This is a genomic window from Novosphingobium mathurense, from assembly GCF_900168325.1.
Taxonomy (GTDB): Bacteria; Pseudomonadota; Alphaproteobacteria; order Sphingomonadales; family Sphingomonadaceae; genus Novosphingobium; species Novosphingobium mathurense.
Genome location: NZ_FVZE01000003.1, coordinates 105,641 through 125,820 on the forward strand (window position 1 = coordinate 105,641; position 20,180 = coordinate 125,820).

Sequence of the window (20,180 nt, forward strand, 5' to 3'; positions counted from 1 at the left end):
AGATCAAATAGCAGAAGGACCGCAACTGGGAACCGGGATCGATAGCCGATCATCCGCATGGTTCCCTCTTGAAGAAAAATCTCGCGGACGATGTCACATTGACCCAAGCTGGCTCGTCATGTCGGCATCTCCATCAGAAAAGGATGATCCTCATGACACCTCGCGCCGATTTAGCCGCTGTTGCACCCGACCTGTTCAAGACCTGGTATACCTTTTCAATGCAAGTCGAGAAATGCGGCCTTGAGAAGTCGTTGCTCGAATTGGTCAAGATCCGCGCGTCGCAGATTAACGGCTGTGCCAATTGCCTCAACATGCACACCGCCGACGCTCGCCGGGCCGGCGAGACCGAGCAACGCATCCATTTGTTGGCGGCCTGGCAGGAGGCGCCGTGCTATACTGAGCGCGAGCGCGCGGCGCTGGTCTGGGTCGAGCACCTGACCGAGGTTGCTATCCGTCGCGCGCCTGATGCCGTATACGCGATCCTGGATGACCAGTTCAGCAAGGAAGAGCAGGTCAACCTCACCATGTTGATCAACGTCATCAACGGCTGGAACCGGCTCGCGGTGGGATTCAATCTCTATGCACCCGAACTGGGCTGGCAATGACTGACTCCGCTTCCACGTTTGACCTTCATCGCCCGGGCCTGCTGCGCGTTGCCTATCGCATGCTGGGTTCCATGAGCGATGCAGAAGATGTGATACAGGAGGCCTACATCCGTTGGGCGCAGGCGGAAAGGGCAGCGGTGCGCGTTCCCGCCGCCTTTCTCCGCCGGATCGTTACGCGCCTGTGCCTCGATCATCTGAAGTCGGCACGGGTGCGACGAGAGGCTTATGATGGCCCCTGGCTTCCCGAGCCGGTCGTCGAGGAGGAACCGGTGGAGGATGTGACCTTGCCGCTGATGCTGGCGCTTGAGCGGCTATCGCCGCTGGAGCGCGCCGCCTTCCTCCTCCACGACGTTTTCGGGGAGAGCTTTGAAGACATCGCCGCCTCGATCGACCGGGACGCCGCAGCCTGCCGTCAGCTTGCCAGCCGGGCACGGACCAATGTGCGGAAGGAGCGGGCTCGCTACACCGTCGATCACGAGCATGGGCTCGAGATCGCCTCTGCCTTCTTCCAGGCTTCGCAGGGTCAGGGAACCGGACATCTCGGCGCGCTCCTCGCCGAGGATGTCCGATTCCACGCCGACGGCGGTGGCAAGCGACCCGCGGTCGCGCGCATATTGGAAGGCGCCCATGTGGTGAGACGGGCACTCATCGCGATAACCCGGCTCCGCGAGGGACGACCGAAACTGGTGCGCTATGGCTTCGTCAACGGGCTTCCCGGCTTCGTCACGCGCGAGCCGGACGGGATGCTGCAGACGACGGCGCTATTGATCGAAGATGGGCTGATCCGGGCCATCTACGTGACGCGCAATCCCGACAAACTGCGCCATCTCGAGAGAACCATGCATTAACCTGAGGTGCCCTACTGTCTGCCCGCGCCGACTATGCGGCCGTCGACCGCTCGGGATTGGGCAGTCGATAGCGGACGTCGGTTCACCGTTTCCAGAGCCAGCATTGACACCCCAATTGCAGACTCTTGCTGGGTCAGGTAGATGGACGAATTCCGACCGTTAGTCGGACCACACGCAGGAGGATGAGATGGACCGGAAGACGCGCTGAGATCGCCCGTCCCTTCGTTTTTCCGGTACCAGTATGTCATCGTTCCTCACGCTCGAAGCCGTGGCTTTGGCCACGCCTTCAGGACACCCACTGTTTTCTAACCTGTCGCTAAACGTCGGGCGCGAATGCGTCGGCGTGGTCGGCCGCAACGGCGCCGGCAAGTCTACGCTGTTGCGTGCAATCGTCGGCGGGGTCGCGCTGCAATCCGGCACGATCACCCTGAGTGGAACAGCCGGAATGCTCGAACAGGTGGTCACGCCGGGCGACGAATCCGCGGCTGTAGCGCTCGGCGTCTCCGCAGACCTGGCTAGGCTCGAGCGCATTGAATCGGGTGGGGGTACCGAACAGGATTTTGCCGAAGCGAACTGGACCTTGCCTCAAACGCTGGAGGCAACGCTTGCGCGCACTGGTCTTCCGCCAATCGACCTTGCTCGCACCTTGGTCAGTTTCAGCGGCGGGGAACGGACCCGGCTTGCCATAGCCCGGCTCCTGCTTGATCCGCCGGACCTGCTGCTGCTGGACGAGCCGACCAACAACCTCGATGACGATGGCAGGTCAGCCATCGCCAGTCTCCTTGCGAGCTGGCGGGGTGGGGCGCTCGTGGTCAGCCATGACAGAGAGCTGCTCGAAAGTGTGGACCGGATCGTAGCGCTTTCGCCGGTCGGTGTTTCGATCCACGGCGGCGGCTGGTCGTCGTGGATTTCGGAGCGCGAGGCGATGAGGGACCGAGCGGAGGCCGATCGCGAAGCAGCCGAGCGGCGCGTGCGGGCGGCCAATCGGGACGCCAAGGCTGCACGGGAACGGCAGGCACGGCGCGACCGCGCCGGGCACATGTATTCCGCCAGCGGCAGCGCGCCGAAAATCCTGATGGGCCGTCAGCGCGAGCGCGCCGAGAACAGCGGCGGCTGCAGCCGCGCGTTTACCGAGAAGCGGATCGAAACCGGAGTGGCCGAGCTCGAAGCGGCCCGAACGCGGGTCGAGGTGGCAACGCCGTTCAACGTCACCCTGCCTTCATGCGGCCTTCCACCCAATCGCCTGGTGCTCACGTTCGACGAGGTTACATGGTGCACTGGTGAGCGCAGGGTCATCGATCGCTTGTCATTCTCTCTGCGAGGCCCCGAACGGATAGCCCTAACGGGCCGCAATGGCGCTGGTAAGACCACCGTACTGAGGCTGGCCGCCGGCCTTGCCGCGCCTGACGGGGGTGAGATCCAGCGCCCATTGCCGCACGCCTTGCTCGACCAGACAGTCAGTTTGCTCGATCGCAATTCCACACTGGTCGACAACATGCGCCGCCTAAATCCATTACTGGATGACAATAGCGTCCGGGTGGCGCTCGCGCGATTTGCTTTCCGCAATGTCGCGGGCGAGAAGATGGTCAGAGAGCTCAGTGGCGGTGAACGCCTTCGTGCTGGCTTGGCCTCCGTATTGTCAGCAGCGACGGTGCCGCAGTTGCTGATGCTTGATGAGCCTACCAACCACCTGGACCTCGAGTCGATCGAGGTGATCGAATCCGTTTTGCGCGGCTACGACGGCGCCTTGCTGCTCGTAAGTCACGACACGTCGTTCACGCGTGCGGTCGGCATTTCTCGGAACATCCAGCTATGACGCAGATCGCCTGAAGAGCTGCCATTCCCGTCGAAGGATCAACATTTCGAAATCTGTCGTTCAGGACCAGCAATTCAGCCGCCGTCAGGTCTGCCGAGTTGAACAATTCTCCAATTGGTCGAGCGCATTGCGGATATGGGCTGCTTCGGCAGCCGTCCCAGCCAGCGTGACGGCTGCCGCAAATGCATCGCGCGCCTCATTGTTGCGACCCAACTGACGCAGAAACGTCCCGCGCACCCCATGAAAATAGAAGTATCCGTCCAGAGCGTCGGAAAGCGGCGCGATCATGTCCAGAGCGGCTTGTGGCCCCTTGAGCTTCCAGATCGCCACTGCCCGGTTCAGCGTGACGACCGGTGATGGTGCGCGCCGTTCAAGCGCTGCATAGAGCTGATCGATACCCGCCCAGTCGGTATCTTCAGGCTTGCCGGCACGGGCATGCAGCGCCGCGATCGCTGCCTGAATCTGATAAGGGCCGGGCTGGTGGTGGAGCATGGCCTTGTCGATCATCGCCAAGGCTTCCGCGATCATGGAGCGGTTCCAGAGCGAACGGTCCTGATCATCCAGCAGTATCGGCACGCCGGTTTCGTCGAAGCGGGCGCCTTGCCGCGAATGCTGAAGGAGCATCAACGCCAAAAGCCCCATCATTTCAGGCTCGGACGGAAACATGCGCAGCATCAGCCTCGCCAGGCGGATCGCCTCGCCGCACAGGCTTGCGCGCTCACTTGCTGGATTGGCGTCCGTATAGCCTTCATTGAAGACGAGATAGATCATTGCCGAGACAGCCGCGAAACGCTCCGCGCGTTCGACCGGGCCCGGCGTTTCGAACGGTACGCCAGCCTTGGCGACGCGTGCCTTTGCCCGCGTGATGCGTTGTTCCATCGCCCGTTCATTGACGAGGAATGTACGCGCGATCTCCTGAACGGAAAGGCCGGAGACGATGCGCAGCGCCAGTGCGACCTGCTGCGTGGCCGGCAATTCAGGATGGCAACAGACGAAGAGAAGGCGCAGGATATCGTCCCGATAGTCGGCCGCATCCAGACGCTCGGCGAGATCCGGCTCGACATCCCCTTTGTCCGAGATGGCATCTTCCGGCGGCAGCTCGGTAAGCTTCGCCTGTCGCCGCACATGATCGATCGCGGCATTGCGCCCCACCATGATCAGCCAGCCTTCCGCATCGCGAGGCGGACCATTCTTGGGCCAGGACTTCAGCGCCCGAAGGCAGGCATCCTGGAAGGCTTCCTCGGCCAGGTCGAGATCACGGAAGTAACGCAGCAGCGCGGCCATCGCGCGTGGGCGTGCGCCGACGAGCCGCGCTTCAATCCAGTCGTGTTCAGGCGGCTGGGGCATCGTCGATTGCCGATCCGTCAGGATAGTAGAGCATCACCGGCCTGATCTCGTAGGCACCGCCGGGATTGGCAACTGCGAGTTCCCGGGCGATGGCGTGCGCCTGGTCGAGATTGTCGACATCGACCACGTAAAACCCGAGCAGTTGCTCCTTGGTTTCTGCGTATGGCCCGTCAACGACCAGATTTTCCGACTTGCGCAGCGTCGTCGCAGCGCTCGTCGGCATTAGCCGCAGCATCGGTTTGAAATTGCCGGCCCATTTGCGATGGACTTGATCGAGACGCGCCATGACGGCCGCGTCCTCTTCCTTCGTCCAGGCGGACGTTACCATCTCGTCATTGTAGCACAGCAATGTGTAGAGCACTTTGGGCCTCCGTTGACCAAGGACGCTGCCGCCCACCGCGATCCGACATCCGATGCAAATAGATTGCCGCCGGGATTTTGTGCGTACCGGTAGTCCAGCGTCATCGAAAAGAGCATACTCTTGCGTCTGGCGGCGTCGAGGCTTGTTTCCAATCAGGGGAAGCAGACCGCCGTCGTTCCGTTGGCCCACCTCCCCATCGGCAGCAACTGCCGAAAAAGTTGTGGTGCATGTCGGAACGACGCGCCGTCCTTCGTCCTCGGACTGACTTCAATGTCCAAGTGGAAGAACGAGATGATCCCTAACTCAATGACGTGGGCGGGCCGCATGCTGACAGGCCTGTTTGCGCTTTTCATGCTCGGCGCTTCGATTTCGCCCAAGCTGCTCGGAATGCCGGTTGCGGAGGAGACCATGGCGCAGCTCGGCTGGCCGGCAGGCTATGCGCTGGCGATCGGTGTCCTCGAGCTCGTGTGCTTCGTGCTTTATCTGATCCCGCGCACCAGTCTCCTTGGCGCCATGCTGATGACCGGACTGCTTGGCGGTGCCATCGCGACCCAGATCCGCGCGGAGAGCCCCCTCTTCAGCCATATCCTGTTTGGGCTCTATCTCGGCGTCGTCATGTGGGGTGGGCTGTGGCTGCGTGATCCCCGGCTCAGAACCCTGTTTCCCTTCGCGCGTGAGGCGGCGGAAAAAAGTTAGACCCGATGTCGGGACGGCAACGGGTCACTCGTCCTTGGAACGTCAACTTGCAAGAGGAGAGAAAAATGCCAAATTCCATTCGCCTGCATCGCGTCATCGCGGCCAAGCCGGAGAAAGTTTTTCGGGCTTTCATCGAACCGGATGCGGTCGCCAGCTGGCTTCCGCCTTATGGCTTCATCTGCACAGTCCACGAGTTGGCGGCCAAGGTCGGCGGCAAGCATAGAATGTCGTTCCGCAACTTCACGACCGGCAACAGCCATTCCTTCGGCGGCGAGTATCTCGAACTCATCACAGGCGAGAAGCTAGTCTATACCGACCGGTTCGACGACCCCAATCTCCCCGGCGAGATGACAGTGACGGTGGATCTGAAAGCCGTGTCGTGCGGCACGGAAATGACCATCGTCCAAGAAGGCCTACCGGACATGATCCCGCCCGAGAGCTGCTATCTTGGCTGGCAGGAATGTCTCGAGAAGTTCGCCAAGCTCGTGGAACCCGAAATCGAGATGTAGCGCCGGACGCTAACCGATCTCACCCCAACTTTGTACAGAGTAACCATCATGAGCCCCCAAGCTATCAAAGTCGAAACGATCATTGCGGCACCTATCGAAAAAGTCTGGCAAGCGTACACAACGCCGGAAGATATCGTGCAGTGGAATGCGGCGTCCGATGACTGGCATACGCCGTCAGCCACTGTCGATTTGCGCGAAGGCGGGATCTTTTCCTCCCGCATGGAAGCAAAGGACGGCAGCATGGGTTTTGACTTCGCCGGAACCTACACCAGGATCGCAACGAACAGACTGATCGAGTACGAATTTGGCGGCCGTCACGCCCGGATCGAATTCACGCCGGCAACAGAAGGCGTGCGCGTCAGAGTGACGTTCGATCCAGAAGCCGAAAATTCGATCGAGATGCAGCGCGGCGGCTGGCAGGCCATCCTCGACAATTTCAAGCACCATGTGGAAGCGAACACGGCCGGTTAGGCTTTGTCCACCGATTGGCCAGGAACCTATGGAGAACCGTTATGGCGAACATGATTACATGCCTGTGGTTTGACCACGGCGAAGCCAGCAAGGCAGCAGAATTCTATGCCGCCACTTTCCCGGACAGCCGTATCGACCGGGTGAACATGGCCCCCGGCGATTATCCCGGCGGCGATGAAGGCAATGAACTGACCGTCGAATTCACCGTTCTGGGGCAGCGGTTCGTTGGCCTCAATGGTGGACCGAATTTCAAACCGAATGAGGCCGCCAGCTTCATGATCGTAACTGAGAGTCAGGAAGAGACAGACCGCTACTGGGATGCGATCGTCAACAAAGGTGGCGTCGAAAGCGCCTGTGGCTGGTGTAAGGATCGCTGGGGCTTCTCCTGGCAGATTACGCCGAAACGGCTTCTCGAACTGACAACGAGTTCCGATCGGGCCGAAGCGCAGCGCGCCTTCGCGGCAATGATGACGATGACGAAGATCGACATCGTCGCAATCGAAGCGGCCGCGGCATCGCAAAGCTGACACGCGCAATCGAAGTTGGAGCCCCCTCATGCCCCCAGTCATCACTGCCTTTGCGACCTCGCCGGATCGCGGTCAGGGCCTCGCGCGCGATATGCGAGTACGGTGGGCACTGGAAGAAGTGAGCCAGCCATACGACGTCCGCCTGCTTTCCTCTGCCGAGATGAAAGAGCCGGCGCATCTTGCCCTTCATCCCTTCGGGCAGATTCCGACTTATGAGGAAGGCGACCTCTCCCTGTTTGAGACAGGAGCGATCGTCCTCCACATCGCGGAACATCATGCCGGACTACTTCCCATTGACGCCAAGGTCAGAGCGCGCGCGATCAACTGGATGTTCGCCGCGCTCAACACGGTAGAGCCACCGATCCTCGAACTTGCGAACGCCATGCTACTGGAGAGCGACAAGCCCTGGAGCAAGGAACGCCTGCCTCTGGTCATGGATCGCGTGCGTGACCGGCTGGAACAGCTTTCCGCCCACCTGGGCGATACCGATTGGGTCGACGGGAAATTCAGCGCGGGTGACCTTATGATGGTCCACGCACTGCAACGACTGAAGCCGTCAGGTTTACTGGACGAATATCCGAACCTCTCAGCCTATGTAGCCCGAGGCGAAGCTCGACATGCATACATGCGCGCCTTTGCGGCACAACTGGAAGTCTTCCAGATGTCAGAACACCCTAAATCAATCTGTGCCCAACTCGGTCATTGAAGGGCGAATGTCGCGCCTTGTATGCAGTACACGCCAAACGTCATTGTGCGCTTCCAACTCGATGCAGAAGAGTGGACGAGTTCGATGCCATCGAGAATGATCGCGGCGCGGACCTTGGACTTGAAGCCGAGCATAGGCCGGATACCGCGCTTGATCCGCCGATGGTCCTGTTCGATGCGGTTGTTCATGTACCGGTTCTGACGGACTTTCAGCGGCTCGTCGCCCGACCGGGGCCGCATCCGTACTTCGGCATGGCATATCCGGGCGGCTTCGAGGTTGGTCCGACTACCGTCGTTGGTCAGCTGCACCTGCAGACCTTGACGCTTGCAGGCCCTGCGGAAGAAGTGCTGATCAACCAATGCTGCGCGGCTGCCGTCAGCAGGACCGACGATGCAAGACTGGCACGAAGAAATTATGGCCCTTGGTTGTGGAGCAACGGGTCGAGGACCACGGCTTCGAAAACATCGACCCCGCGTGGAACATGGCTGACCGGCAAGCCGGGAACAACCAAAAGACACGGCATGACCAACCCGGCACTACCAGTGGCCATGTCGCAACCGCATCACAGTTCATATGAGATGGGACTTAGGAACAATATCCTGTAGACTGCGAAAGGTTCAAGGATTTGGGCTCACCAAACTTCAACCGTTCGGAGAGTCGGATATGCCACAGTTCGTAATCGAGAGGGAAATGCCGGGTGTCGGCAACCTGTGTGCCGGCGACCTTCAGGAGGCGTCCCAGAAGTCCTGCCATGTCCTCAAGGATCTTGGCCCCGACATCCAGTGGGTCAACAGCTACGTGACGGACGATAAGATCTACTGCGTATATCGCGCGCCCAGTGCGGATCTGATCAGGCAGCATGCAGAAAAGGCAGGCTTTCCCGCCAACAGCATCGCCCAGGTCCGCGCGGTCATCGACCCCACCACGGCCGAATAGCTTCAGCATCGCTTCCGCCTTGCCCAACGCGCAGGGCGGGGGCTGTTACGGCACAGTCTGGGCCTCGGCTATCGCCTGCTGAGCAGCCTTCGTGCCGTTGGCAAGGGCACGCGTCACGCAATCCTGATCCGGATTGAACGGATAGATCCGGTCAAGTTCATCGCACACGGCACGGGCGACGCTGCGTACGCGAGTCATCAACCTGTCCTGATCGTGAGGCTGGCTGAGGTCCAGGTCATTGTAGAGCACCGGAATGCGCACGGTCGTCGTGACGATCGGTGCACCGGTCGTGCTGGAACGCTCGATCCGTGCCGGCACCGAGCGCGGAGCCTCGACAACGATTTCCTCAGGCGCGGTCGGCTCCTGCCCATCGACGGGCCCCTGTTCCTGCGCGCCTGCCACAGCCGCCCAAAGCGCCAGGCACATGCTGCCAAGGGCTGCCGTGCCGATGATCCGTGTCCAATAATCCATAATTTCAGAAACCTCCGCCCGTCGCTCTTGCGGGAGCAAGTATCGCAAATCATTGATCCGTCGCAATCCTTAGCCGATTGCAGACGAAGTTTCGATCAGCGGCTCATCGGTGACGTGCGCCTCACCATCGATGACAAGATTCTGCCCGGTCATGAAATTGCCCTCTTGCCGGAGAGATAAGGCACGCGGCGATCAGACCTCGTCAATGACCACATTGCTAACGGGATCGACCTGCTCGGGCTTGGCTTCGTCGAGTGGCACCCCGTCGTGCAGGTAAGCCGGCGCCTCGATCAGGATGAAGGCGATACGGCAGACTTCATCGGTCGTATTGCGCCAGAGGTGGTTGGTACCCCGCTGAACGATAATCCCGCCCTCGCGGATCGTCTTCTTGCGCCCGTCCTCCAGTTCCAGTTCGATCTCGCCCTTCATCACGATGCCATAGTCGATCGAATTGGTTCGGTGCATCGGACTCTCCTTGCCCGGGAGCATATCGACCACGCGGATCACCGATCCGCCTTCCAACGTGGTGCCGGTCGTGCGGTCGCGGCCTTCGGTTTCGTCGTTGTTGTCGGCCGGGACGGTAGCGGTCGTCCAGATCGTCAGGAACGAGGCGTCGCCGGAGGGGATCATGCGGGTCGGCTCACAGTCCTCGGAGCGAAAGACCGCGCGACCGTTCCCGTCGTGGCCGGTGACCACGCGCTGTACCGGCGGGAGACCGGAATCGGAGAGGAGTTCGCTCATGGTTTCACTACTTTCTGTTCAAGGGCGCCACAAGGCGCACATCCATCCTGCGAGTGCGTTTCCTCGTTTAGCGTATCGCCGTACTTCTTGAAAAGCGCGCGCGCAGGCCGATTGCGACCTGACGCATGCGCCGAACGGGCAAGTCGTCCGAAATCCGTCCGCCGCATGTCTTCCCGCAGATCAACGATCCCCTCCACCGCTACCTGGGAAGCCGATGGCATCCCCTCGAATTGGGATCTTCGCAATATGGCGACAGACTAGCGGCGCGCAAAGCGCATGTTGTAGGATCGAGGCCATCGATCGGGCCAAAACCTCCCCCGATCCGAAGATCGGGAGAGGTCAACTGGATCGCCCCGTCCTGATGGAACTCAGGCATATAGAGGAAGCGGGGATCAAACCGGTTCGGCGAGCTTTTGACGGATCGCGTCGGTCAGGGCGATGGGATCTCCGGCAATCTCGGGCTTCATTTCCCATTCGCCGAGCCTGATCGAACTGATGCCGACCAATCTGGCTCGTTCGAACCGGCGCTCCATGAAGGCATCGAGCGCATCTCCGACCTCCCGGCTGGCCAGTTCCTCGGAAAGGACCACCGCGTCTTCGATCGCCATGGCAGCCCCTTGCCCCAGATGAGGTGTGGCACTGTGCGCGGCATCGCCGATCAGCACGACCCGGCCCTTGTACCAGGGCGAAGGCATGATGCAGGCCTCCAGCGGACGATAGACGACCAGTTCGGGGTCGGTCACGTGCTTCGCGGCTTCGCCCAGAACGCCGCCATAGCCTTCGAGGCGCTTTCGCATCTCCTCGGCCAGCGTCTCTGGCGCGAAACGCGGATTGTCCGGCTCCTCGAAGACAGCAAAGATATACATGGTCTCCGGCGTGAGCGGACAATAGCCGGCCTTGCCTTTCGGTTTACCGATGTAAAGGTCGCTCCAGTCGACTTCAGCCGGACGCGGAACGTTGTAGCGCCATACGCCCTGCCCGGTGTACTGCGGCCGGGCATCAGGCCATAGCGTCTTGCGCACGGCCGAGTAATTGCCGTCCGCCCCGATGACGAGATCGTAGCTGCCCCTGGTTCCGTCGGTAAAGGCAACGTCCACCCCATCTCCGCGATCCTCAATCGCTTCGAAGGTGACGCCCAGCCGCACCGGAATGCCCAGTTCCAGGACCTTCTCGGTCAGGACCTTGTGCAACGCGGGACGCGTCAGCCCGAGGTCGGAGGGCAGCCCGTCGACCGCAGTGTCGCCGGGCAGCTCCTTCAGGACATTGCCTGCCACGTCGCAAAAGCGCGCCCCGCGATAGGCATATCCCGCCTTCACCGCGGCATTGCCGACCCCCAGCACATTGAGCGCGCGCACGAAATTGGCCTGGACGATGATGCCAACGTGGTAGACCTTCCAGTCCTTGTCGCGCTCGACCACTTCCACGTCGATGCCCTGCTGGTGCAGCCCGATGGCGACTGCCAACCCGCCGACGCCGCCGCCGATCACCAATACCTTGTTTGCCGTGGCCATGTCTCGTCTGTCCTCTCTCATTCAGCCGGTTGTGCGGCGGATCGGGGTGCCGGCTTCGGCTCAGCCGGCAGGAAGCGAAGCTGATCGTCGCGGGCGAAAGTCACGTCCCAGTTGGGATAGTCCATCATCCAGCGGGGCAGTTCGTGCATGAAGATCGCAGTACCGAACGGGCCGTCCCAGACGCGCGGTTTCCAGCCATCATCGACGCAATCGCAATCCGCGCCGTATTCCATTTCACCGCCGAGGAAGCCCACCGTATCGGTGTAGAGAAAGGCCGCCGAGGTCAGGCGGTGACGCCCCAGGCCCCAGCCATTGTTGCGCCATCCGTTGCGGTCGAGGAAGTTCTTGGCGACCATGACTTCGTCGATGTCTTCCAGCTCGAAATTGCAGTGATGAAAGCGCAACGTGCCATCGAAGTTGGGCATGCGTGCATTGGCATCGGCAAGGAAAATGTTGTGGTGCTCATAGGCGCCATCGGCGCGGATATAGACGCCGAAGCCCTTCTGCACGTCAGTGACGCGGAAACCGAGCCGGTCGCGATAATATTCGAGCGCTTCCTGCACATCGGGGAAGGTCCAGACGCAGTGGTGGATACGCTTGGGTCGGGCCCGGTCGATCCACTTGCGCGGCTGGTTGAGCCTGCCGACATAGCCGGTCGTGTTGCTGGGCGAAGGCGCCCCGTGAACCGGGCGGGGTTGCCAGACCGATAGGGCAATGGCCTGCCCGAACGGCGTAACGAAGTGGACGGTACCCTCCTCGTCCGTCACCAGTTCGTGATCGCGTCCGAGATCGGCGACAAGGCGCCGCAGTCCCGTTGCGCTGTCGACCGCCCAGACGCACTCGTGAACGCCGATCCCGGTCTGCTCGGTCTTCTTCGGCAGGTCGGGATGGCCGCGCACGAGCAAGCGGACTTCGGCGCCGTCCTGCGTTTCGAAAAGTGCCGATTTGGCGTCCTGCTCGATCGGCTTGAGGCCGTAATCCATGAAGAAGCGGTGGGCGGTCTCAAGGTCATCCACGAGGAAGACCAGACGCCTGATACCGATGATTGCCATATCCAGACTCCTGTATTCTGTCAGGAATCGGGATGGCTTGGCGGCGCGACGTTTTTCTTGATCTGCCTCAATCCGGTTCCATGGATTGATCAGATGCATTCCTATCCATGAAATCGAATGTTCGAACTTGGGACGCTTATGCGCAGGCCAGCATTGGCATTGCTAGCGGCCTCGCAGGAGCGCGAAAGCTTGCACAATTCATGCCCGCCGGGCACAACAGGACTGTCAGAACTCGAATGCAGACCGAGCACCGGATGCATCGTCCTGGGCGAACTACAAGTTCGGTGTGTTCATCCGGTATTCCAGCTCGATCTGCTCACGCTCGCCTTCCATGGGCGATGCATCTCCGAGCGGGACGACATTGGCCGCGCTCTCCGTCAGGCGCGCCGCTGCTTCCAATCGTTCGACGACCCAGCGCAGCGCTCGATCGTTGTTGTTGGAAACATGCCATTGCACCGCTTCGCGGATCGACGGAATGCTGAAAGGTGTCTCGCGCATGAGCAGTGGCAGGTTGCGCACAAAAGTCTCGGCCATGCGGCGATGAACGGTGGCGATGCGCTCGGTGCCGATCACCAGCCCGGCAAGCGAGAGAAACGTCGGCGCGACGACCTCGACACGCCGCTGCTGCTTCTGGCGCCGCACGAACCAGTCATCGAATGCAGCGACCCGCGCCTTGCCGAAACGCGCCGTGACATGGCCGAGCTGGAAATAGCACTCGCGCGTCATCGCGTTCTGCATCGCCGGATTGCCTTCCCAACCGACGACCACGTAGTCGTCCTCGAAGAGGATCTGGCTAGGGTGATTGGTGGAGATGGCATAGTCGATGGTCAGCAGAAGGTCGACATAGCCGCGCTCGAGCATCTCCACCGGGTTATCGTTCATCGGCTGGATCTCGAAGCGAATGCCCGGTGCAGCCCGGGCGATCTCTGCCAGGGCCGGTGCCAGAAGAACCTCGGTCGAGTAGTCCGAGGCCATGATGCGGATCTGCCGGTCGGCCGTTGCCGGATCGAAGGGCGGCACAACGGTGATCGTGCTGCGGATCTGCTCGAGAACCGTCCGAACCGGATCGATCAGTTCTTCGGCACGCGCGGTAAGGATCATGTTACGTCCCTTCGCGACGAGCAGTTCGTCGCCGAAATAGTCGCGTAGCCGACCCAACGCGCTGGAAGTCGCCGATTGCGAAAGGCACAGCCTGTCCGCAGCAAGAGAAACGCTGCGCTCCGTCAACAGAGCGTCGAGCGCAACCAGCAGGTTGAGATCCAGCCTTCCAAATCGCATCGCCTTCTCCGCCGCTCCCTGGATAATCAGGCCGGGAACGAATAACGGATGCTTAGCAAGGGTATCGGTCCGCGCACAACGCGCAATGCTACCCGGCTAGTGTGGCTGCCCGACTTGCGCCGGCCACACCTTTCGTCATATTATTTGCCGATCTTCATTCCCAACGAAAGACCGCACGTGAAGCTTCTGCATCTCGATTCAAGCATCCTGAACGAAAACTCGGCGACCCGGGCGATCTCGGCCGCCGTGGTCGAACACCTCAAGCAAAACGATCCCGCGATCGAAGTTACCTACCGCGACCTCGCCGCAGCACCGCTGCCCCACGTCACCCTGCCCGCACTGGCCGGGGACGAATCCGCGGCCCTGGTGGAAGAACTGCTCTCCGCCGATATCCTGGTGATCGGCGTGCCGATGTACAATTTCGGCATGCCGACGCAACTCAAGGCCTGGTTCGACCACGTCCTCGTCGCAGGGCGCACGTTCCGGTACACCGCAGAGGGACCGCAGGGCCTTGCCGGCGACAAGCACGTCTTCGTCTGCATGGGCCGTGGTGGCTTCTACTCGGAAGGGCCGATGGCGGCGATGGAGCACGCTGAAAGCCACGTGAAAGCGATGCTCGGCTTCATCGGCATCACCGACCCGGCAGTCATCGCTGCGGAGGGCATCGCGATCAGTCCCGAGCAGCGCGAAGCATCGCTCAAGGCCGCGCTCGACCAGATCGCCGAACTGCAGATCCGCGGCACGGCACCAGTAACCTGACGAAGCGATGAGGGACGCGCCCGTAGTCGCGGACGCGTCCCTTTCAATTAGCCTTACGAATGGCCAGGCTCTCCGTCTCCTGAAGAGATCAGGTCGCAGCCGCCTCATTTCGTTTGAGCCAGGCATTGCGCAAGTCGCGCTTGATGACCTTGCCCGCAGCACTGCGTGGCAGAGGCGCATCTCGGGTTTCCATGCTCTTGGGCGTCTTGTAGCGCGCGATGCGGCTGCGGCAGAACTCTGACAATTCGGCGAGGTCCAGAGTGGGACAGCCTTGCTTCAACACAATCACCGCGTGGACCCGCTCTCCCCAGGTCGCATCCGGCACGCCGATAACGGCGACTTCCTCAATCGAAGGGTGCCACGAAAGCGCATTCTCGACCTCGATCGAGTAAACGTTTTCCGCACCTGACACGATCATGTCCTTGAGGCGGTCGGTGATGTAGATATAGCCCTTCTCGTCGACATAGCCGACGTCACCGGTATGCAACCAGCCGTCACGCAAGGCATGGGCGGTTTCCTCCGGCCGGTTCCAGTATCCCTGCATGACGTTACCGCCTCGCCCGACGATTTCGCCAACCGTACCGGCAGGAACTTCGCGGCCTTCTTCATCCACGATACGGATTTCATAGCCGAGGCACACCTGGCCGCATGAACGCAAGAGCGACGGATCGGAATCGGGCCGATGATCGCGGGGGGAAAGGAAGGTCGCCGCCGGGAATTCCGTCTGGCCGAACCCCTGAATGAAGTCGACGCCCGGAAAGCGCTGCCGGGCATAGTCCAGCGCGGCAGCGGGCATGGACGATCCGCCATAGCCCAGCACCTGAAGCGATCCCAAATCAAGCGTGGTCGCAAGGTCAGACTTGGCCATGCGCTCGATAACCGCCGGAACCGTGAAGCAATGGGTGACCTGATGCCGGTCGATCGCGCGCAGCATCGCATCGGCATCGAAGCTGCGCATGAACACGTGCGTCCCGCCGACCATGGTGCAGAACAGGGTACCGATGTCAGCAAGATGGAACATGGGCGCCGCGTGAAAATTGACGCAGTTCTCGTCGACCGAGATCGACATGAGCAAGTTCGACGCCATCACGTGCAGATTGCCGTGGCTGAGCATGACGCCCTTTGGCAGACCGGTGGTGCCGCCGGTGTAGAAGATCGCGGCCAGATCATCATCGGCCTGGTTCGCTTCCTCGACCGGCCGCGCATTCCTCGCCATATCGTCGAGATGGAGCTCGCAGACCGGCGACGGCCCGTCCATGGCGATCAACTTTCCGATCGCACCGTCTTCGATCAGGCCCCGCGCGACATCTTCGTACTCCGCACCGAAAAGCAGCAGCCGAGCCTGCGCATCGCGTAGTTGAAACGCGAGTTCGGCCGGCGCCAGTCTTGTATTGAGCGGCACGAGGGTGCCGCCTGCCCAGGCACATGCAAAATAGGCTTCGAAGAAGAAATCGCAATTGTTGGCGAGGATCGCCAGCCTGTCTCCCGGACGCAGGCCCGCGGCGCGGAAACCTCCCGCGAGGCGGGCGACGCGCTCACGAACCTCCCGCCAGGTCTTGCGTCTATCGCCATCTATCGTCGCAACATGATCCGCACTGACGGTCACAGCACGGCCTAGCGCCTGAGTAATCCTCATCCCAGATACTCCAAACTTGTAATTCCAACCGTGCACCCAAAGTGAACTGCACGGACATCGCCGATCGGTCCGGACGGCCCCGAGCCTTCATCTACGGGCCCGATCGCCTGCCTCATTCGGTCCGACCGAGCCACCGCTGCAGAACGTCGGCGTTATCCTCCCCGATCTCGCGCGGGGCGAGCTTGCGCACCGAACCGGGCGTTGCCGAAAGCTTCGGGAAAACACCCTGCATCGGCACCGGGCCGTAATCGGGGTGGTCAAGCGTTACGACCGCTTCGCGCGCACGGAAATGCGGATCCTCGAGCATGTCCTGCGCATCGAAAATACGCCCGGCCGGAACACCGTGCTCGATCATTGCCGCCTCGACCTGGGCAACAGTCAATTGCGAGGTCCATTCACCGATCAGGGCGTCCAGCTCCACCTGATGTTCACCACGGGCAAGATGGGTGCTGTATCGTGCATCCTCGGCGAGCTCGGCCCGGCCCATGGCCTTGCATAGCCGAGCAAAGACAGCGTCCTGATTGGCACCGATCAGATATTCACCGTCACTGCACGGGTAGACGTTAGACGGGGCGATGCCCGGTAGCACCGATCCGGTACGAGTGCGCTTATGCTCGGCCACCGCGTATTCCGGAATCAGGCTCTCCATGACCTGCAACACGCTCTCATAAAGCGAGGCATCGACGATCTGGCCTTGCCCGCTCTCACTTCGGTGGTGCAGCGCGGCAAGCGCCCCCATGCAGCCGTAAGTGGCCGCCAGGCTGTCACCGATGGAGACTCCCATGCGCGAAGGCGCCCGGTCGGGTTCTCCGACGATCGCGCGCCAGCCGCCCATGGCCTCACCGATACCGCCGAAGCCGGCCCGGGAAGCGTAGGGACCGGTTTGCCCGTAACCGGACACACGCACCACAATCAGTCCGGGATTGATCTTGCGCAGTTCGACAGGATCGAGGTTCCACTTCTCCAACGTTCCGGGGCGAAAATTTTCGATCAGGATGTCAGCCTGGCCCGCGAGGTCGCGCAAGGTCTGCTGACCGTCCGGAGAACGCAGATCCAATGCAACGGACAGCTTGTTACGGGCGATGACCTGCCACCAGACCGGAGTTTTGCCCTGCCCCCAGTTGCGCATAGGATCGCCGGCACCCGGCGCCTCGATCTTGACAACTTCGGCGCCCATGTCGCCCAAGAGCTGGCCACAGAACGGGCCTGCGATGAGCTGTCCCAGTTCAATAACCTTGATGCCTTGCAGCGGCCCGGCCTTCACAGGGTCTGTCACCCCAATTCTCCTTTTATTTCTTCAGCATGCCGCCGTTCATGCAAAGTTATCGCGATGCGATCTCATCCATCGCGAACCACTGTGGAAGGGCGGCGGAATCAAAATATTCGTCAAGTCGGACGATCCGGTCGTCCTGCACCTTGCAGATCACGCAGGACGCCATCTCAAGCCGCATCCCGTCCCGTCGTGTGCCGGTAACGATGTGCTGTTGCACGAAACCGTCGGCGAAGACTTCGAGCGTCCGGTTCTCGTATCGACGGTCACTAGCCCGGGCGACGAAACCCTCCAGCACCGCGAGGTTTTCCTCGCGGTTGCTTTCGGTTCGGTCGGTCGCATGCCAGATCACGACATCGGGGTGGTAGACATCGCGCACTGTCTCAACGTCACCGCGTTCGATGGCGTCGAAGAAGCGCTCTGCCACTGCCCTGATGCGCTCATCCCGGTTCACGCAGCAGCCTCGAGCGGCTTTGGCGCAGGATAGAAGCTATCGCCCTGTTCGGCCATCCGGCGCAGCAGCGCAGGCGGCGCGAAGCGATCGCCCAGTTCCTCTGCCAATGCGTCGCATTCCTCAACGAAGCGGGCGACGCCCACCATGTCGATCAGGCTGGCGGGGCCTCCGGTCCAGGTTGCGAAGCCCCAGCCCAGAATGGCGCCGACATCGGCATCGCGAGCGCTGGTGAGTACGCCTTCATCCAGGCACCGCGCAGTTTCAACCGCCTGACGATAAAGGAAGCGGCGCTTGAGTTTCTCGAGAAGTTCGGGATCGGATTTCGCGACCTTGACCGGGAACATTTCGGCCAAGCCCGACCAGAGCCGCTTGGGCTCGCCTTTGGGATAATCGTAGAAGCCCTTGGCATTCTTTCGACCGAGGCGGTCAGCCGCCACGAGATCGATCAGCATCTTGTCACTACCGCCGCTGGGTTCGCCCAGACCCATATCCACACGGGCTTGCCGAGCCACCTTGTCGACCAGATCGATGGCAACGTCGTCGGTCAGTTCCAGTGGCCCGCGCGGCATGCCAGTCATCCGTCCGACATTGTCGATGATCGCCGGGGCAATGCCTTCCATCAGCATCTCGAATCCTTCGCGAAGATAGGAATCGAAGACGCGGCTGGTGTAGAACCCGCGGCTGTCGTTAACGACGATCGGAACTTTCTTGAGCTGCTTGCAGTAGTCGACCGCCTTGGCGAGCGTTTCGGTGCTGGTTTCCTTGCCAACGATGATCTCGACCAACTCCATGCGGTCGACCGGCGAGAAGAAATGGATACCGATGAAGTTGGCAGGTCGCTTCGACGCCTGGGCCAGACCGGTGATCGGCAAAGTCGACGTATTCGATGCGAAGACCGCTTCGGACGCGAGCACGGCCTCCGCCCGGACCGTGACGTCAGCCTTGAGCCCGCGATCCTCAAATACGGCCTCGACGACGAGGTCGGCTCCGGCGATCGCCTCGTAATCCGTAGTCGCAAGGATTCGAGCGATCAGCGCATCGGCCTCTTCGCGGGTCATCGTTCCTCGCGACACCGCCTTTTCAACGATGGCTTCGGAATAGGCGCGGCCCTTGTCGGCAGCCTCCTGGCTCGTGTCGATCAACACGGTCTCAATTCCGGCGCGCGCCTGCGCGAAGGCGATCCCGGCGCCCATCATGCCGGCGCCAAGAACGGCAGCCTTGGTCACCTTGCTGGGCGGAACGCCCTCGGGACGACCGGCGCCCTTGGCGTTGGCCTGCTTTGACACGAAGAGCGAACGGATCATTGCGCGGGCTTGCGGTGTCTGCTGCGTGGCCAGGAAGAGGCGTGCTTCGACCCGCAGGGCCGCGTCCATCGGCAGGCCGTAACCTTCGTAGACGCAACGCGCGATGTTCTCCTGCGCCGGATAATTGTGCATGCCCTTGGCCTGCACTTGCGCTGCAGCGAGCATGAACACGCCGCTGCCCGCCGGGGTATAGGGGCCGTGCTCCATCCTGTAGCCCTTGACGTCCCAGGGTTGCACGCCCTCCCCGCCATTGCGGATCCAAGCCTTGGCGACCTCGACCGCCTCGCCCGGCTCCACAACCTCATCGACAAGCCCGATCGACTGTGCCGTTTCTGCATCCATCGGCTTGCCGCCGAGCATGAAGTCGAGGGCCTTGCGCGGCCCCGCAAGCCGGGTAGTCCGCTGGGTGCCCCCGGCGCCAGGGAGAAGTCCGATAGTCACTTCAGGCAGACCGACTTTGACACCTCTGGCGGCAACGCGGCGATGCGCAGCCAGGGCGAATTCGAAACCGCCGCCCAAAGCTAGCCCTTCAAGAGCAGCGGCAACCGGCTTGCCGACAGTCTCCAGCGCACGCAGTGCCCGGCTCATGCGACTGGTCACCGGCAGGGCTGCGGCGAGGGTCGCACCTTTCGCCTGTCCGCCGGCCGTTTCACCCAGTTCCCCGAGATCGGCGCCCGCACAGAAGGCGTTGGCCTTGCCCGAAGCCAAGACGGCGCCCTTGATCGCGCCGTCTGCGCGGATTCGCTCAACGAGCAAATCCAGATCGGCGACGGCACTGTCGGTGAAAGTGTTCATGGTGCGCCCGGGAACATCAAAGCTGACGAGCGCGATGCCGTCGGCGTCAACGGTAATGGTAAAGTTCTTCATGGGACCTCCTTCGCG

General features: G+C 61.5%; 21 protein-coding genes and 1 pseudogene. 10 read left to right on the forward strand and 12 right to left on the reverse strand.

Annotated elements, in window-relative coordinates; genetic code table 11:
• The first annotated feature begins 152 nt into the window (after positions 1-152).
• The 3 genes from B5483_RS11545 (at position 153) to B5483_RS11555 (ending at position 3,269) form a co-directional block, all read left to right on the forward strand.
• Positions 153-605: a carboxymuconolactone decarboxylase family protein gene (locus tag B5483_RS11545; protein WP_079730689.1), complete on the forward strand. Its 453-nt coding sequence runs from the start codon at positions 153-155 to the stop codon at positions 603-605.
• On the forward strand, positions 602-1,453 hold the full coding sequence (locus B5483_RS11550; RefSeq protein WP_079730461.1) for a sigma-70 family RNA polymerase sigma factor: 852 nt from the start codon (positions 602-604) through the stop codon (positions 1,451-1,453). The genes B5483_RS11545 and B5483_RS11550 overlap by 4 nt, the downstream gene beginning before the upstream one ends.
• Before the next feature lie 241 nt (positions 1,454-1,694).
• Positions 1,695-3,269, forward strand: coding sequence for an ABC-F family ATP-binding cassette domain-containing protein (locus tag B5483_RS11555; protein ID WP_079730462.1), 1,575 nt, complete (start codon positions 1,695-1,697; stop codon positions 3,267-3,269).
• Between the two features lie 84 nt (positions 3,270-3,353).
• Here B5483_RS11555 and B5483_RS11560 read toward each other — a convergent pair whose 3' ends face one another.
• Positions 3,354-4,616 (reverse strand): RNA polymerase sigma factor, encoded by a 1,263-nt coding sequence (locus tag B5483_RS11560; RefSeq protein ID WP_139383974.1) that lies wholly within the window; start codon positions 4,614-4,616, stop codon positions 3,354-3,356.
• Positions 4,600-4,977, reverse strand: coding sequence for a YciI family protein (locus B5483_RS22855; protein WP_054944957.1), 378 nt, complete (start codon positions 4,975-4,977; stop codon positions 4,600-4,602). The genes B5483_RS11560 and B5483_RS22855 overlap by 17 nt, the downstream gene beginning before the upstream one ends.
• 270 nt (positions 4,978-5,247) lie before the next feature.
• On the opposite strand from B5483_RS22855, the gene B5483_RS11565 reads away from it, so the two are divergent.
• From B5483_RS11565 to B5483_RS11585, 5 genes are all read left to right on the forward strand, one after another.
• Positions 5,248-5,673: a DoxX family protein gene (locus tag B5483_RS11565; protein WP_079730463.1), complete on the forward strand. Its 426-nt coding sequence runs from the start codon at positions 5,248-5,250 to the stop codon at positions 5,671-5,673.
• Positions 5,674-5,738: 65 nt separating this feature from the next.
• A complete protein-coding gene (locus B5483_RS11570) occupies positions 5,739-6,182 on the forward strand; it encodes an SRPBCC family protein (RefSeq protein ID WP_079730464.1) in 444 nt (147 codons plus the stop codon).
• Positions 6,183-6,212: 30 nt separating this feature from the next.
• Positions 6,213-6,653, forward strand: a complete 441-nt coding sequence (locus B5483_RS11575; protein ID WP_217698205.1) for an SRPBCC family protein — start codon at positions 6,213-6,215, stop codon at positions 6,651-6,653.
• A 41-nt stretch (positions 6,654-6,694) separates the two neighbouring features.
• The gene (locus tag B5483_RS11580) at positions 6,695-7,180 is read left to right on the forward strand and encodes a VOC family protein (protein ID WP_079730466.1); all 486 of its coding nucleotides are present in this window, start codon (positions 6,695-6,697) and stop codon (positions 7,178-7,180) included.
• 28 nt (positions 7,181-7,208) lie between these two features.
• Positions 7,209-7,886 (forward strand): glutathione S-transferase family protein, encoded by a 678-nt coding sequence (locus B5483_RS11585; protein ID WP_079730467.1) that lies wholly within the window; start codon positions 7,209-7,211, stop codon positions 7,884-7,886.
• Between the two features lie 71 nt (positions 7,887-7,957).
• Here the strand turns inward: B5483_RS11585 and B5483_RS11590 are convergent.
• Positions 7,958-8,236 (reverse strand): annotated as a pseudogene (locus tag B5483_RS11590) (DDE-type integrase/transposase/recombinase); the annotation flags it as partial.
• A 313-nt stretch (positions 8,237-8,549) separates the two neighbouring features.
• Here B5483_RS11590 and B5483_RS11600 point away from each other — a divergent pair.
• Positions 8,550-8,822, forward strand: coding sequence for a DUF4242 domain-containing protein (locus B5483_RS11600; protein WP_079730469.1), 273 nt, complete (start codon positions 8,550-8,552; stop codon positions 8,820-8,822).
• 45 nt (positions 8,823-8,867) lie between these two features.
• Here the strand turns inward: B5483_RS11600 and B5483_RS11605 are convergent, their stop codons facing one another.
• The 5 genes from B5483_RS11605 to B5483_RS11625 form a co-directional block, all read right to left on the reverse strand.
• Positions 8,868-9,293: a UrcA family protein gene (locus tag B5483_RS11605; protein ID WP_079730470.1), complete on the reverse strand. Its 426-nt coding sequence runs from the start codon at positions 9,291-9,293 to the stop codon at positions 8,868-8,870.
• 192 nt (positions 9,294-9,485) lie between these two features.
• A complete protein-coding gene (locus B5483_RS11610; protein WP_054947540.1) occupies positions 9,486-10,034 on the reverse strand; it encodes a cupin domain-containing protein in 549 nt (182 codons plus the stop codon).
• Positions 10,035-10,426: 392 nt separating this feature from the next.
• Positions 10,427-11,545: an FAD-dependent monooxygenase gene (locus tag B5483_RS11615; RefSeq protein WP_079730471.1), complete on the reverse strand. Its 1,119-nt coding sequence runs from the start codon at positions 11,543-11,545 to the stop codon at positions 10,427-10,429.
• A gap of 17 nt (positions 11,546-11,562) precedes the next feature.
• The gene (locus tag B5483_RS11620; protein ID WP_079730690.1) at positions 11,563-12,597 is read right to left on the reverse strand and encodes a VOC family protein; all 1,035 of its coding nucleotides are present in this window, start codon (positions 12,595-12,597) and stop codon (positions 11,563-11,565) included.
• Positions 12,598-12,870: 273 nt separating this feature from the next.
• Positions 12,871-13,875: a LysR family transcriptional regulator gene (locus tag B5483_RS11625; protein WP_079730472.1), complete on the reverse strand. Its 1,005-nt coding sequence runs from the start codon at positions 13,873-13,875 to the stop codon at positions 12,871-12,873.
• A 177-nt stretch (positions 13,876-14,052) separates the two neighbouring features.
• Between B5483_RS11625 and B5483_RS11630 the strand changes: the two genes are divergently transcribed.
• On the forward strand, positions 14,053-14,634 hold the full coding sequence (locus B5483_RS11630) for an FMN-dependent NADH-azoreductase (RefSeq protein WP_139383975.1): 582 nt from the start codon (positions 14,053-14,055) through the stop codon (positions 14,632-14,634).
• Positions 14,635-14,722: 88 nt separating this feature from the next.
• Here B5483_RS11630 and B5483_RS11635 read toward each other — a convergent pair whose 3' ends face one another.
• The 4 genes from B5483_RS11635 to B5483_RS11650 all read right to left on the reverse strand — a co-directional run bounded on the left by B5483_RS11635 (position 14,723) and on the right by B5483_RS11650 (position 20,165).
• Positions 14,723-16,270, reverse strand: coding sequence for an acyl-CoA synthetase (locus tag B5483_RS11635; protein ID WP_079730474.1), 1,548 nt, complete (start codon positions 16,268-16,270; stop codon positions 14,723-14,725).
• Between the two features lie 112 nt (positions 16,271-16,382).
• Positions 16,383-17,546 carry a CaiB/BaiF CoA transferase family protein gene (locus B5483_RS11640; RefSeq protein ID WP_231634746.1) on the reverse strand — a complete coding sequence of 388 codons (1,164 nt, stop codon included), beginning with the start codon at positions 17,544-17,546 and terminating at the stop codon, positions 16,383-16,385.
• A gap of 46 nt (positions 17,547-17,592) precedes the next feature.
• A complete protein-coding gene (locus tag B5483_RS11645; RefSeq protein WP_079730475.1) occupies positions 17,593-17,994 on the reverse strand; it encodes a nuclear transport factor 2 family protein in 402 nt (133 codons plus the stop codon).
• Complete coding sequence (locus B5483_RS11650; protein ID WP_079730476.1) at positions 17,991-20,165, reverse strand: 3-hydroxyacyl-CoA dehydrogenase NAD-binding domain-containing protein; 2,175 nt, start codon at positions 20,163-20,165, stop codon at positions 17,991-17,993. Before B5483_RS11650 ends, B5483_RS11645 begins: the two co-directional genes overlap by 4 nt.
• Positions 20,166-20,180: the final 15 nt, after the last annotated feature.